The organism is Streptococcus sp. 2018037 (assembly GCF_019754195.1).
GTDB lineage: Bacteria > Bacillota > Bacilli > Lactobacillales > Streptococcaceae > Streptococcus > Streptococcus hashimotonensis.
This window is the reverse complement of sequence record NZ_JAIJZQ010000016.1, coordinates 1-13,506: the sequence shown is the minus strand read 5'-3', so window position 1 is coordinate 13,506 and position 13,506 is coordinate 1. Positions and strand designations below refer to the sequence as shown.

Here is a 13,506-nt window from a genome sequence, read left to right as displayed (position 1 = left end):
GGTAAAATTCACACCATTCAAATGAAACTAGTTGAAATTGGATGAAATTTTTAGGTTTGAAAACCTGTGAAAATGTTGAGATTAAAAGCTTTTGAAATTTATTCAAACAAAAGTTTTTAAAACCAGGTCTTAAGAAAGCACGTAAAGCTAGCCAGTTCTCAAAACGTTAATCCAAACGTTATGTGGACAACATTTGTGCCGACTTTTTGGTTCAAATTGGTTCAAATGTTTACTCGCTTAATGAGTTCAATAAATTTAAGGCATCAGCATCTTGCTGGTGTCTTTTTTCTGGCATTAATTCTAGATAATACTGTTGTGTTGTTAAGATTGAGTTATGACCTAGACGACGAGAAATATAGTCTAGGCTAATATCTTTTGAAAAGAGAAATGAGGCATGCGTGTCACGAAGTCCATGAAATGTCGTTTCTGTTAATCCCAACTGTTTTAACGGCTTTTGAAGTTGACCAGCTTGCTTGAATCCATTCCAATCAAAGATATAGCCTTCTTTTGTTTGTGCAAGTTTTGTCACAGCTTGATAAACATCTTCGTTGATGGAAATATCACGCTTAGAATGTTTGGTTTTAAGCTGGGTATCGTCATTAGTTGGACTAATTGATCGAAGAATTTTGATACCATATTCAAAAATATCTTCTTTTTTAATTCCTAAAAGTTCTCCACGTCTTGCTCCTGTCTCAAGGGCGAGAACAACAAGAACATTAAATTCATCCTCAGTATGACTTAGGCAGTATTGTCTGAGTTTTTTAAATTCTGTGATAGATAGTGGAATATTTCGTTTAGCTTGTTCTTGCCCTCTTGCTTTTAAAAGATGACCAAAGTCATTGCTAATCAAACCACGAGCATACGCATATTTCAATGAACCACGGATTTTAAGAACAAGTTCTTTTACTGTTTTTTTAGAGTGGGTTTCAGCATATTGGTCGATTTCTTTTGCATGACGAGATCGTCAAGGTGTTTAAGTTGAATACCATCCAAAAGGTCATCAACTACTACGAGAGTTCGTTTATAGTTTATAAAGGTGGCTTCGCGAACGTCATTTTTCTTGACCGTATGGACCCAATTTCTATAAAAATCAGGAAATAGGGTGGATCGTTCGGCAATGTTCTTGCCACGACCTTTTTTAAGTTCCATTTCTAATGTCCAAAGCTCAGCATCTTTCTGTTGCTAAAGGTTTTGGTTTCTCGTTTATATTCTCCTTTCTTATAAAGTGATACAGTTGCACGGTAAGAGTTACCACGTTTTGTTATTGTTGCCATTTTATCAGCCTTTCTATAAAAAATGATTGATAAAATAGACTAGTCACATATAGGATATATGAAAAATCTAATTTTATCAATCATTATCCGTCAATCGCAGTGGCTTTCAATAAATTTAATCAGTTTTGACTTCAAATAGCGCTCTTGTTTTCCCACCATAAAGTATTGAAAGTCTGGGTGGCTTCTGATGTACTTATCAAATGATTTAGGATCTATTCCAAGTAGTTCCGCTGCTTGTTGTCTATTTAACAGAAGAGGAGAATTATTTTGAGGTAACATATAGAATTCCTTTCATTTTCTAGAAGATACAAGTGTTATGCCACATGTGTAATGAATTGAGGATAGATTTTTGAAAAATGTGCAATGTTGCCTAGCGTTTCAATAAAATATAAGCGTAGGAACGAGGAAATTCCTCTGGTCTATTGTGTCCCAGAGCCTTTGTCACAATTTTACAAGCTTTTCTGAACTAACTCTTTACGCAGATGGATAACTTCTTTACGATTTCTAATCTTGGAAATTTCGCGTGCTACACTGCGATAAACACGCTCTGCATACTCAGCACGATACTTATGTGGCTTTAATGCAGTAGGAACTTTCTTTCCATCAAAATCGTCGAGAATTAAATCTTTGGGTACATGAAACACTCTCTTTTCTCCTGCTCGTTGGAAAATAGCGACTAACCACTCTTCCTCCTCTTGACTAGTGGCCATGATTGGAGACCAGCGATCTCTGCGTCCTTTTGTGTGATGTTTACGGCCGTCTAAATTTAAATACCAACGACCATCACGGCCGCGTTGCATAGCATCACCAGTGACGTGGATCAGTTCACTTTTACGTAAGCCTGTTGCGACAACTACTTTATGCCAGTAGTCGTTATTTTTGTTGGATAAACGATAGTCTATATGTAATACACGATTGTTCATGCGATTTGCACGTGTACGTGGTTGTGTAGCGATGAAATTAGTTGAGGAAACTCCGAGAACTTTGGCCAATGCTGCTTTGTAGGTAGCTTGTGTATATGGACTTAAAGTCTGTGGAATAAGTGAAGGGCAGGAGATTTCGATATTTTCTGCCTATTTTTAGTTATTCTACTGATGTTATTATTGAGATAATCTCATTTTTGATGAGATACGTGTTTAGCGTGAGTAAACTATCGTTACTCATCGCTAAACACGTAGGCTTGCAGCCCAAAAAGAAAGCTCGATGCTTTCTTTTTTTCTTGCAGTCGGTTCTAACGAACCGATGTTTTGCGAACCGCGCAAAACCTGCTCGCGAAGATTGCTCGTATAATAAAGGTGTAATTATCATTTAAAATAATGTTCAAATTTCCAACATATTCTTGTTTATTTTTGATATAATGTAAAAAAACAACAAAGGATTAAACATGAATAAACGAGAACGACTAGAAGAAATTACACGATTGGTAAATAAAAAAGGTACGGTTCGAATCTCTGAGATTGTTGAATTGCTAAATGTTACTGATATGACCGTTCGACGTGATTTTATAGAATTGGAAGAGCAAGGAGTTTTAACCAAAATCCATGGCGGTGCTAGAAGTAATAAGGCTTTTCAATATCGGGAATATTCTCATTCTGAGAAACACATTCAAAATAAGGAAGCCAAGCAAGAGATAGCAGAAAGGGCAGCACAACTGATAGAAGATGGCGACACGGTATTTTTAGGTCCAGGAACAACAGTTGCCTTTCTGGCTGAGGCCATTAAAAATCCTCGTCTCACTGTCATCACAAACTGTATGCCAGTTTTTACAATCTTATCTCAAAAGAAGACAGAGGATTTTCAAGTCTTTCTTCTTGGAGGAGAATATCGCCAAGTGACAGAATCGTTTGTAGGAGAAATTACCAATACAAGTTTAGAAAAAATGCGATTCAGCAAGATTTTCTTTTCAGGTAACGGACTTAAGGGAAGTGATGTCATGACTTCCACTCTAGCGGAAGCCTATACGCAAAACATTGCCATCAAACATTCTTTAGAAAAATATCTACTGCTAGATGCCTCGAAAATTGGCAAAGATGATTTTACTTCCTTTTGTGATTTGAATGATGTAACTGCTCTAGTGACAGATATGAATGCAAAGGATGAAAATTACCAATTATTACATAACCACATTGAAATTATTTCTACAAAATCATAAAGTTATCAAAACCAACAGCAAAATGTTGGTTTTTTGTTTGCATACTAAAAAAATAAACAAAAATAAAACAAAATATGTTGACTTTATGTTTGTTTGGTTGTATAATTTAAACATAAAAAGCGAAAACGCTTTTTCTAAGTTTTGCAAAACAACGATTTTCTGCCACATATGGCTACAACTTTCTATTTTTGTTAGGAGATAGGTTATGACAATCATTATCGGTGCTGATCCAGCGGGCTCAAAACTAAAAGACCTTATTAAAGATTATTTACAAGAAAAATCATATGACTTTAAAGATGTCAGTGATGGAAGTGATTTTGTTGACACAACTTTGGCGGTAGTTGCAGCAGTCAATCAAGAGGAAGGAAATCTTGGTATTGTGATTGATGCTTATGGTGTTGGTCCATTTATGACCGCAACTAAAGTCAAAGGCATGATTGCTGCAGAAGTTTCAGACGAACGTTCTGCCTATATGACAAGAGGACACAACAATTCGCGTATTATTACAATCGGTAGTGAGATTGTAGGAGAAGGAATTGCCAAAAATATTGTTAAAGGATTTGTTGAAGGTGAGTATGATGGTGGCCGTCACCAAATTCGTGTCGATATGCTAAATAAAATGTGCTAATTGTTGTAAATAAAGGAGAATAAGAGATGAAAATTGCAATCGGTTGTGACCACATTGTAACGTATGAAAAAATCGCTGTGGTAGATTATTTGAAAAATCAAGGCTATGAAGTATTGGACTTTGGGACTTATGACAATGTCCGTACTCATTACCCAATCTTTGGTAAAAAAGTTGGTGAAGCTGTTGCAAGCGGACAAGCAGATTTGGGAATTTGTATCTGCGGAACAGGTGTTGGCATCAACAATGCGGTGAATAAGGTACCGGGTGTTCGATCAGCCTTGGTTCGTGATATGACCTCAGCACTTTACGCTAAGGAGGAGTTAAATGCCAACGTCATTGGTTTTGGAGGAAAGATTACAGGTGAGTTGCTCATGTGCGACATCATTGAAGCCTTCATTAAAGCAGAATACAAACCAACTGAAGAAAATAAACGTTTGATCGAAAAGATTGCTGCAGTTGAAACGCTCAATCAAGAGCAGGCTAATCCAGAGTTCTTTACTGAATTTCTTGAAAAGTGGGACCGTGGAGAATACCACGACTAGGAGGTTCACATGATTTTGACGATCACTTTAAATCCGTCGGTTGATATTGCCTATCAATTGGATACCTTTCAATTGGATACGGTCAATCGAGTAGAAAAAGTTCAAAAAACAGCTGGTGGTAAGGGGCTCAATGTGACACGGGTTTTGAAACAAATCGATGAAGGTGTTGTGGCAACTGGTTTTATCGGTGGTGAACTTGGAAATTATGTAAAGAAACAACTCACTCGAAATGATATTAAAAATTCCTTTGTGGAAATTGGGAACGAAACACGTAATTGCATTGCGATCCTTCACGATGGCCAACAGACAGAGATTTTAGAACAAGGACCTACTATTCAAGAACATGAAGCCTTGAATTTTATCGAACATCTAGAAATTATTCTGAACAATATAGATGTTGTTGTTATTTCAGGAAGTTTGCCTAAGGGACTTGCTAGCAACTACTATGTTAAGGTAATTGAACTTTGTAAAAAATGCGGTGTAGCTGTTGTTCTGGATTGTTCTGGTGAGGCACTGAAAAAAGTTTTAGAAAGCCAGCAGAAGCCGACAGTTATTAAGCCGAATACAGAAGAGTTATCACAGTTAATTGGCAAAAATGTCACAGATGATATTCAAGAATTAAAAGCAGTTCTATCTGGTCAATTATTCCAAGGAATTGAATGGATAGTCGTATCCTTGGGTGCAAAGGGAGCTTTTGCCAAGCACAATGACAAGTTCTATCGTGTGAAAATTCCAAAAATAAATGTCGTCAATCCAGTAGGTTCGGGTGACTCAACTGTTGCAGGTATAGCAGCTAGTTTGAAACATGCATTACCTGATGTAGAACTACTAAAAAATGCAAATGTTTTGGGTATGTTAAATGCTCAGGAAGAACAGACAGGTTATGTCAACTTAGAACATTCAGAAGTATTGTATTCTCAAATCGAAGTCGAGGAGGTTTAAGATGGTAGTAACAGCAGAAAAAAGAAAATATATGGAAAAAGTCAGCAATGAAGCAGGAGTCATTTCAGCTCTTGCCTTCGACCAACGTGGAGCCTTGAAAAAAATGATGGCAAAACATCAGGCAGAAGAACCTACTGTGGAGCAGATGGAAGAGCTAAAAACTCTAGTTTCTGAAGAATTAACACAGTTTTCTTCCTCAATTCTGTTAGATCCAGAGTTTGGTTTGCCAGCTTCACGCGCCCGCGATGAGCAATGTGGATTACTTTTGGCTTATGAAAAAACTGGCTATGACACCAGCTCTACCAGTCGTTTGCCAGATTGCCTAGTAGAGTGGTCTGTAAAACGACTAAAAGAAGAGGGGGCAGATGCCATTAAGTTTCTACTCTACTATGACGTTGATGGTGATTCATACGTTAATCTTCAAAAACATGCTTATATTGAACGCTTAGGTTCAGAATGTCAGGCAGAAGGTTTGCCATTCTTCTTGGAGATTTTGAGCTATGATGAAACGATTGAAGACAATGCTAGTGTTGAGTTTGCGAAAGTTAAACCTAGAAAAGTAAATGAAGCCATGAAAGTCTTTTCGGATGAGCGTTTTGGAGTAGATGTTCTCAAGGTAGAAGTACCTGTGAACATGAATTTTGTAGAAGGCTTTGGAACAGGGGAAGTCGTTTATACAAAAGACGAAGCAGCCGAATATTTCCGTCAACAAGAAGCATCAACTCATTTGCCATACATTTATCTAAGTGCAGGTGTTTCTGCAAAACTCTTCCAAGATACTCTAGTGTTTGCACATGAAGCAGGTGCTAAATTTAATGGTGTTCTCTGTGGTCGTGCAACATGGGCAGGTGTTGTGCCAGTTTACATCGAACAAGGAGAAGAAGCAGCACGTGAATGGTTACGAACTGTTGGTCGTGAAAATATTGAAGGACTTGATGCGATCTTGTCTCAAACTGCTACTTCTTGGCTAGAAAAATAATATAAAAAATAACCATTTTCTTAAAAGAAAGGGTTTACATTTTCTGAGAATATGCTATAATAATCTCATCAGTAAGAATAGGGTGGATTGTAACTAATTCGATTAGGCAAGACTACAAATGGATTTGAGAGTAGAATATTCTCGGTTTGTTTGTAGTCTTTTTTTGCTTAAAAATATAGGAGGGATTTATGTTTAGGATTATACAGTCACTAAATAATAACGCTGCTCTGGTGAAAAATGAACATGGGGAACAGGCAGTCGTGATGGGATTAGGTATAACCTTTCAAAAGAAAAAGGGAGATCTAATTGTTCAGGATAAGATAGAAAATATCTTTTCGCTAAAAAATGATGAGGCCAAGGAAAACTTTCTAACCTTATTAAAAGATATTCCCTTAGATTTTATTTCAGCAACCTACACGGTTATCAATCATCTCGTAGCAACCTATCATTACCCTGTACAAGAATATCTATATGTGACACTGACAGATCATATCTATTGTGCATATCAGGCGGTTTTAAAGAATACTTATCAAGAAAGTAAGTTACCCAATATTTTAGCCGAATATCCATTGGAATATAAAATGGCGCGTGAAGCCTTAGCTATGTTTCGTGAAAAGTTGCTAAAAGAACTTCCGAATGATGAGATTGGTAGAATTGCACTTCACTTAATTAATGCAAAGGGTGAAACCATTCATCCCACAAGTGAAGAACAGGACATCAGCAAAAAAATTATAACGGATGTTGAACAAATTCTAACGGAGAATGGGATTAAACGCACAAAAGAAAATAGCAATTTTTATGATCGTTTTATGATCCATCTGTCCTATTTTCTGAATTACTTAGATCGATCCCATCAGTCAAATGAATCGATTGCTAGTTTGGAACAGTATATCAAGCTCCAGAATCCAAGAGCTTACCTGATTGGAAGTCAGATTTTTGAGATGATCACATCATTGGTTGATGAACCTGTAAATGACAGTGAAAGGTTCTATATTGTGTTACATATTCAACGGTTATTGTAAATCAATTCAATTTTAAAAGGAGGTCCATATTATGAACAGAGAAGAAATTACGTTATTAGGTTTTGAGATTGTTGCGTTCGCTGGTGATGCTCGTTCTCGTTTGATGGAGGCACTGGCTGCTGCTCAAAAAGGTGATTATGCAAAAGCAGAAGAACTAGTTGAAGCTGCCAATGCTTGTATTGTTGAAGCTCACCATGCTCAGACAAGTTTGTTACAAAAAGAAGCGGCTGGTGAGGATTTAGCCTTTAGTGTGACGCTCATGCATGGTCAAGACCATCTCATGACAACGTTGTTATTGAAAGATATGATGAGTCATATGATTGAACTTTACAAACGAGGTGATAAGTAATGAATAAATTGATTGAATTCATTGAGAAAGGGAAGCCTTTCTTTGAAAAGATTTCGAGAAACCCTTATTTAAGGGCTATCCGTGATGGTTTTATCGCTGCCATGCCGGTTATCTTGTTCTCAACTCTCTTTCTAATGGTAGCATTTGTACCTAATATCTTTGGATTTACTTGGTCTGATGAAGCAGTTGCGGCTATCATGAAACCTTACGGTTATACAATGGGTATTGTAGCTGTCTTAGTTGCAGGAACGACCGCAAAATCTTTGACAGATGCGTTTAACCGTCAAGTGCCAAAAACCAATCAGATTAACTTCATTTCAACCATGATTGCCTCAATTTCAGGTTTCTTATTACTGGCTTCTGATGGTATTGAAGGTGGATTTGCCAATGGTTACATGGGAACTAAGGGACTTTTGACAGCCTTTCTGGCAGCCTTCATTACGGTTAATATCTATAAGGTCTGTGTGAAAAACAATGTTACCATTCGTATGCCAGACGAAGTTCCACCGAACGTATCCCAGGCATTTAAAGATGTGATTCCATATGCATTGTCTATCTTTGTCTTGTATGGAATTGATCTTGTGACACGTCAATTCCTTGGAACAAACGTTGCTGAGGCGATCCTGAAATTATTTGAGCCTCTATTTACAGCCGCAGATGGTTATGTTGGTATTACAATTATCTTTGGTGCCTATGCTTTGTTCTGGTTTGTAGGGATTCATGGTCCATCTATTGTGGAACCAGCAATTGCAGCCATTACTTATGCCAATATTGAAACCAACTTCCAGCTTCTACAGGCGGGTCAACATGCGGACAAAATCCTGACTTCAGGTACTCAAATGTTTATCGTAACAATGGGTGGTACAGGTGCTACCTTGGTTGTGCCATTCATGTTTATGTGGTTGACTAAGTCTAAACGAAATAAAGCAATTGGACGTGCTTCAGTTGTTCCAACTTTCTTTGGTGTAAATGAACCGATCTTGTTCGGTGCACCACTTGTACTCAACCCAGTATTCTTTGTTCCATTCATCTTAGCTCCAATTGCTAACGTATGGATTTTCAAATTCTTTGTTGATACGTTAAAAATGAATAGTTTCAGCGTCAACTTAGCATGGACAACTCCAGGACCGTTGGGGATTGTAATGGGAACAAACTTTGCTCCACTCGCCTTTGCACTAGCTATCTTATTGGTAGTTGTCGATGTACTTATCTATTATCCATTCTTGAAAGTTTACGATGAGCAAATTCTTGCTGAAGAACAATCAGGGAAAGTAGAAAATAGCTTAAAAGAGAAAGTGGCAGCCAACTTTAATACTGCCAAAGCCGATGCTATTCTTGAAAAAGCTGCAGTCGATACCGAAATTTCTGAACAAACCAACGTTCTGGTACTTTGTGCAGGGGGTGGTACAAGTGGATTGCTTGCCAATGCTCTAACTAAAGCTGCAAAAGAATATGGTGTTCCAGTTACAGCTACAGCAGGAAGCTATGGGGCGCACCGTGAGATTTTGCCAGAGTATCAATTAGTCATCCTTGCACCTCAAGTGGCATCAAACTACGATGACATTAAACAAGAAACCGATGCATTGGGTATTAAACTTGCCAAAACTGAAGGGGCTCAATACATTAAACTCACTCGTGATGGTCAAGGTGCTCTTGACTTTGTCAAACAACAGTTTTAGAACCTGTATTCACAGTTCAGCACTTCCATCTAAGGCTAGTTTTTCAGCTACTCATCGTTAGTTTTTTTCAAAATACAGTCAGTATTCCCTCAAAAAAACGCCTTGATTAGCGAAAAACTATCTCTTATATACAAGCACTTCACTTGTGAATACAGGTTCTTAATCAAAAGGGGAGGGAGTTATCATCTCCAACTCCTACCCCTTTATTTATTTTTGATAGAAGAAGGTAGGCATATGGTTAAAACATTACCGAAAGATTTTATATTTGGTGGAGCAACTGCTGCATATCAAGCAGAGGGTGCTACACAGACGGATGGAAAAGGTCGTGTTGCGTGGGACAAGTATCTAGAAGATAATTACTGGTACACTGCGGAACCAGCTTCTGATTTTTATAATCGTTATCCAGTTGATTTAGAACTAAGTGAACAATTTGGGGTAAACGGCATTCGTATTTCAATTGCGTGGTCTCGTATTTTCCCAACAGGCTTTGGAGAAGTGAATCCAAAGGGAATAGAGTATTACCATAAATTATTTGCGGAATGCCGTAAACGTCACGTAGAACCATTTGTAACGCTTCACCATTTTGATACACCAGAAACGCTACATTCTAATGGTGACTTTCTGAATCGAGATAACATTGAACACTTCGTCAATTACGCAGCGTTTTGCTTCAAAGAATTCCCTGAAGTGAATTACTGGACAACCTTTAATGAAATCGGTCCAATTGGTGACGGACAGTATCTTGTAGGTAAGTTCCCGCCAGGGATTCAGTATGACTTAGCTAAGGTATTCCAATCTCACCACAATATGATGGTTTCACATGCTAAGGCGGTTAAGCTCTACAAGGATGCTGGATATAGCGGAGAAATTGGTGTTGTACACGCATTGCCAACGAAATATCCTTATGATCCAACCAACCCTGACGATGTTCGTGCAGCGGAGCTAGAAGATATTATTCATAATAAATTTATCCTCGATGCTACATACTTGGGTTACTATTCTGAAAAAACGCTTGAAGGCGTTCGACATATTCTGAAAGTGAATGGTGGGGAATTAGATCTTCGTGATGAAGATTTCGCTGCCTTAGATGCCGCAAAAGATTTGAACGACTTCTTGGGCATCAATTACTATATGAGTGATTGGATGAGGGCTCATGACGGTGAGACTGAAATTATCCATAATGGTAAGGGGGAAAAGGGAAGTTCTAAGTATCAAATCAAGGGAGTTGGTCGTAGAGAGTCTCCAGTTGATATTCCAAAAACGGACTGGGATTGGATTATCTATCCGCAAGGCCTTTATGATCAAATCATGCGTGTGAAAAATGACTATCCAAACTATAAGAAAATCTACATCACTGAAAACGGCCTAGGCTATAAAGATGAGTTTGTAGATGGTACAGTCTATGACGATGGTCGAATTGATTATGTGAAAAAGCATTTAGAAGTGATTTCAGATGCTATCTCAGATGGTGCCAACGTTAAAGGTTATTTCATCTGGTCCTTGATGGATGTATTTTCTTGGTCAAATGGATACGAGAAACGATATGGCTTGTTCTATGTTGACTTTGAGACCCAAGAACGCTATCCAAAGGAAAGTGCTTATTGGTATAAAAAAGTAGCAGAAACACAGGTTATTGAATAAAAATAATACAAGGATGCTTAGCTCAAGTTAGCATCCTTGTTTTCATATAAGGGAGGCAGCTTTTATGCTCGAATTAAAAAACGAGAACTTAACAGTACAATTTTCTGAATTAGGTGGGCAAATTACTTCGATAAAAGACACTGATGGTGTCGAGTATCTTTGGCAAGGAGATCCGACCTATTGGAGCGGTCAAGCACCAGTTCTATTTCCGATTTGTGGAAGTTTACGAAATGATTGGGCGATTTACGAACCTGCAGAAAGACCGACATTTACAGGCACAATTCCAAGGCATGGACTTGTGAGAAAAATGATGTTCAAAAATGTAAGAAGAACTGAAAATTCTTTGGAATTTTCTATTTCATCAAATGAGGAAACCGTAAAACATTACCCATTTGAATTTGAACTTTCCATTAACTACTCACTATTTGGCAATACAATCCGAACTGAATATCGGGTGAAAAATCTTGAAGGACGTAGAAAGCTACCTTACTTTATTGGGGGGCATCCAGGTTTTAATTGTCCTTTGTTGGATGGTGAGAGTTATGAAGACTATTATTTAGAATTTGAAAAAGTAGAATCTTGTACAGTTCCAAGAAGTTTTCCAGAAACTGGCTTACTTGATCTGCGAGATCGCCGTCCATTCTTGGAAAATCGAAAGACCTTGGACTTGTCCTATCAACTGTTTGAGCATGATGCCATAACATTGGATCAATTAGCATCGCGAAAGGTAACCTTGAAATCCAAAAACCATCAGAAAAAACTTTCGATTGCATTTGATGATTTTCCAAATTTAGTGATTTGGTCAACCACAAATCAGAGTCCCTTTATCGCTTTAGAGCCATGGAGTGGACTCTCTACATCACTGGAAGAATCTGATATATTCAATGCCAAACGAAATATTAGTTATGTGGCTCCAAAAGAAGTTGATAAAAAACATTTTGATATTATTATTGAGTAAATACCATAGTTAAGTAATTTAAATATTCTACGGAAATCACTCAAAAACTCCACTGGCTGAATAATGAACAAGTCCTAGTTTTAAGTTGTTGAACTGAAACAGTCTATCCCCAGACTGTGAATGATGTGAGCTGACTACAGTCAGCTTATGTCTCCTACTTCAAAAGGTCTACCAGACCTTTTGAACTCCAACCCCCGTATAGCTCCAAAGGTTCGGGGAACCTTTGGAGGCTGGAGATAGAGCGAACAGAGTTCGCTACAAAACTGTCTGGGAGACAGTTGGAAGTTGGAAATAGAGCGAACAAGGTTCGTTACAAAAAGGTTCGGGGAACCTTTGGAGGCTGGAAACGGAGCGAACTCTGTTCGTATCAGCAGTATAGGTCAGATTTGGAGTGTGAAATACGAATTGCTGTGATTTGCTTCGCAAATCGTATCTCCAACCTTTAACCTCGCTTTTTTCTTTCTAGGCTCGGGCTGAAACAGTTCCCCGAACTGTTTCACTCCGCTGGACTGTTAAAGCCAATTAACCACTCCCACTGCGCTGAGATGTTGACACGAACTCTGAGAAGTGGCTTTGGACTTTTTGCCCAGCCTCGTTTAAAGTTAAAAAAATTATTCTACGGTCTCGTTTTCTAACAGTATCCGGTTTGCTGTTTTTTGATATAGTACAGAAAACAGGTGTTTCAGATTTATGCAGGTCATGGTTTCTATCATAGTTTGCCTCAAGGGCACAAATATATTTTTTCTATCGGTTAAGGTAAGGATTCAGAAGTCCGTGCTCTATAAAAGCTAAATAAAAACATTTGATAGCATAGGTATATTTCGTTTAATTATGATACAATACTTCTTATAAATATTTTAGGAGTGTTTAAATTTAATGAGAGAAGATATTCAGATTAATGAACGAGCGTTAACTGTATCAGAACAGTTGATAGAGGTTTTGGAATCCATTTACGATCCTGAAATTGAACTAGACATCTACAATTTGGGTTTGATTTATGAGATTCATTTAGATGAAGCTGGTTTTTGTAAGGTTGTCATGACCTTTACAGATTCAGGTTGTTCTTGTGCGGATACTATGCCTGGTGAATTGGTTGCAGCCTTGAAAACGATTGATGGTATAAACGATGCACAGGTAGAGATTGTCTGGTCTCCTGCTTGGAAGATGACCCGTATCAGCCGTCTTGGACGCATTACGCTTGGTATCAGTCCGAAGTCATAACCACCCGTGAAAACGGGTGGCTTGTACACCGGCTATAAGCCGTTTCTCTCCAGCGACGTCTAAAGACGTTCGCTGAACTTCGTTCAGGTTAGTGCTATAATTACTTGACTAATGCCCGT

13 protein-coding genes and 2 pseudogenes are annotated in these 13,506 nt (G+C 38.0%); 12 read left to right on the top strand and 3 right to left on the bottom strand.

Annotation, left to right across the window (positions count from 1 at the left end; all coding sequences use genetic code 11):
- Nucleotides 1-229: 229 nt before the first annotated feature.
- The 3 genes and pseudogenes from K5Q29_RS06875 to K5Q29_RS10755 form a co-directional block, all read right to left on the bottom strand.
- A pseudogene (locus tag K5Q29_RS06875) lies at nucleotides 230-1,274 on the bottom strand (site-specific integrase).
- Nucleotides 1,275-1,364: 90 nt separating this feature from the next.
- Nucleotides 1,365-1,553 (bottom strand): helix-turn-helix domain-containing protein, encoded by a 189-nt coding sequence (locus K5Q29_RS10760; RefSeq protein ID WP_044759875.1) that lies wholly within the window; start codon nucleotides 1,551-1,553, stop codon nucleotides 1,365-1,367.
- A 170-nt stretch (nucleotides 1,554-1,723) separates the two neighbouring features.
- A complete protein-coding gene (locus K5Q29_RS10755; protein WP_260619131.1) occupies nucleotides 1,724-2,074 on the bottom strand; it encodes a hypothetical protein in 351 nt (116 codons plus the stop codon).
- A 584-nt stretch (nucleotides 2,075-2,658) separates the two neighbouring features.
- Between K5Q29_RS10755 and K5Q29_RS06865 the strand changes: the two genes are divergently transcribed.
- From K5Q29_RS06865 to K5Q29_RS06815, 12 genes and pseudogenes are all read left to right on the top strand, one after another.
- Nucleotides 2,659-3,426: a DeoR/GlpR family DNA-binding transcription regulator gene (locus K5Q29_RS06865; RefSeq protein WP_029186789.1), complete on the top strand. Its 768-nt coding sequence runs from the start codon at nucleotides 2,659-2,661 to the stop codon at nucleotides 3,424-3,426.
- Between the two features lie 205 nt (nucleotides 3,427-3,631).
- Nucleotides 3,632-4,054, top strand: a complete 423-nt coding sequence (gene lacA, locus K5Q29_RS06860; RefSeq protein WP_029180425.1) for a galactose-6-phosphate isomerase subunit LacA — start codon at nucleotides 3,632-3,634, stop codon at nucleotides 4,052-4,054.
- A 26-nt stretch (nucleotides 4,055-4,080) separates the two neighbouring features.
- Nucleotides 4,081-4,596 (top strand): galactose-6-phosphate isomerase subunit LacB, encoded by a 516-nt coding sequence (gene lacB, locus K5Q29_RS06855; RefSeq protein WP_018031055.1) that lies wholly within the window; start codon nucleotides 4,081-4,083, stop codon nucleotides 4,594-4,596.
- Between the two features lie 9 nt (nucleotides 4,597-4,605).
- Nucleotides 4,606-5,538: a tagatose-6-phosphate kinase gene (locus K5Q29_RS06850; RefSeq protein ID WP_221877078.1), complete on the top strand. Its 933-nt coding sequence runs from the start codon at nucleotides 4,606-4,608 to the stop codon at nucleotides 5,536-5,538.
- A gap of 1 nt (nucleotide 5,539) precedes the next feature.
- Nucleotides 5,540-6,517 carry a tagatose-bisphosphate aldolase gene (gene lacD, locus K5Q29_RS06845; RefSeq protein WP_221877077.1) on the top strand — a complete coding sequence of 326 codons (978 nt, stop codon included), beginning with the start codon at nucleotides 5,540-5,542 and terminating at the stop codon, nucleotides 6,515-6,517.
- A gap of 188 nt (nucleotides 6,518-6,705) precedes the next feature.
- Entirely contained in the window at nucleotides 6,706-7,539 is an 834-nt protein-coding gene (locus tag K5Q29_RS06840; protein ID WP_105136641.1) for a PRD domain-containing protein, read from the top strand.
- A 31-nt stretch (nucleotides 7,540-7,570) separates the two neighbouring features.
- Entirely contained in the window at nucleotides 7,571-7,888 is a 318-nt protein-coding gene (locus K5Q29_RS06835) for a PTS lactose/cellobiose transporter subunit IIA (RefSeq protein ID WP_003048451.1), read from the top strand.
- Nucleotides 7,888-9,567, top strand: coding sequence for a lactose-specific PTS transporter subunit EIIC (locus K5Q29_RS06830; RefSeq protein ID WP_024413899.1), 1,680 nt, complete (start codon nucleotides 7,888-7,890; stop codon nucleotides 9,565-9,567). The genes K5Q29_RS06835 and K5Q29_RS06830 overlap by 1 nt, the downstream gene beginning before the upstream one ends.
- 234 nt (nucleotides 9,568-9,801) lie before the next feature.
- Nucleotides 9,802-11,208 carry a 6-phospho-beta-galactosidase gene (gene lacG / locus K5Q29_RS06825; protein ID WP_221877076.1) on the top strand — a complete coding sequence of 469 codons (1,407 nt, stop codon included), beginning with the start codon at nucleotides 9,802-9,804 and terminating at the stop codon, nucleotides 11,206-11,208.
- Nucleotides 11,209-11,272: 64 nt separating this feature from the next.
- Nucleotides 11,273-12,166, top strand: coding sequence for an aldose 1-epimerase family protein (locus tag K5Q29_RS06820; protein WP_221877075.1), 894 nt, complete (start codon nucleotides 11,273-11,275; stop codon nucleotides 12,164-12,166).
- A 674-nt stretch (nucleotides 12,167-12,840) separates the two neighbouring features.
- Nucleotides 12,841-12,921: pseudogene (locus K5Q29_RS10750) on the top strand (pyridoxamine 5'-phosphate oxidase family protein); the annotation flags it as partial.
- Nucleotides 12,922-13,042: 121 nt separating this feature from the next.
- Entirely contained in the window at nucleotides 13,043-13,387 is a 345-nt protein-coding gene (locus K5Q29_RS06815; protein WP_105121302.1) for a metal-sulfur cluster assembly factor, read from the top strand.
- Nucleotides 13,388-13,506: the final 119 nt, after the last annotated feature.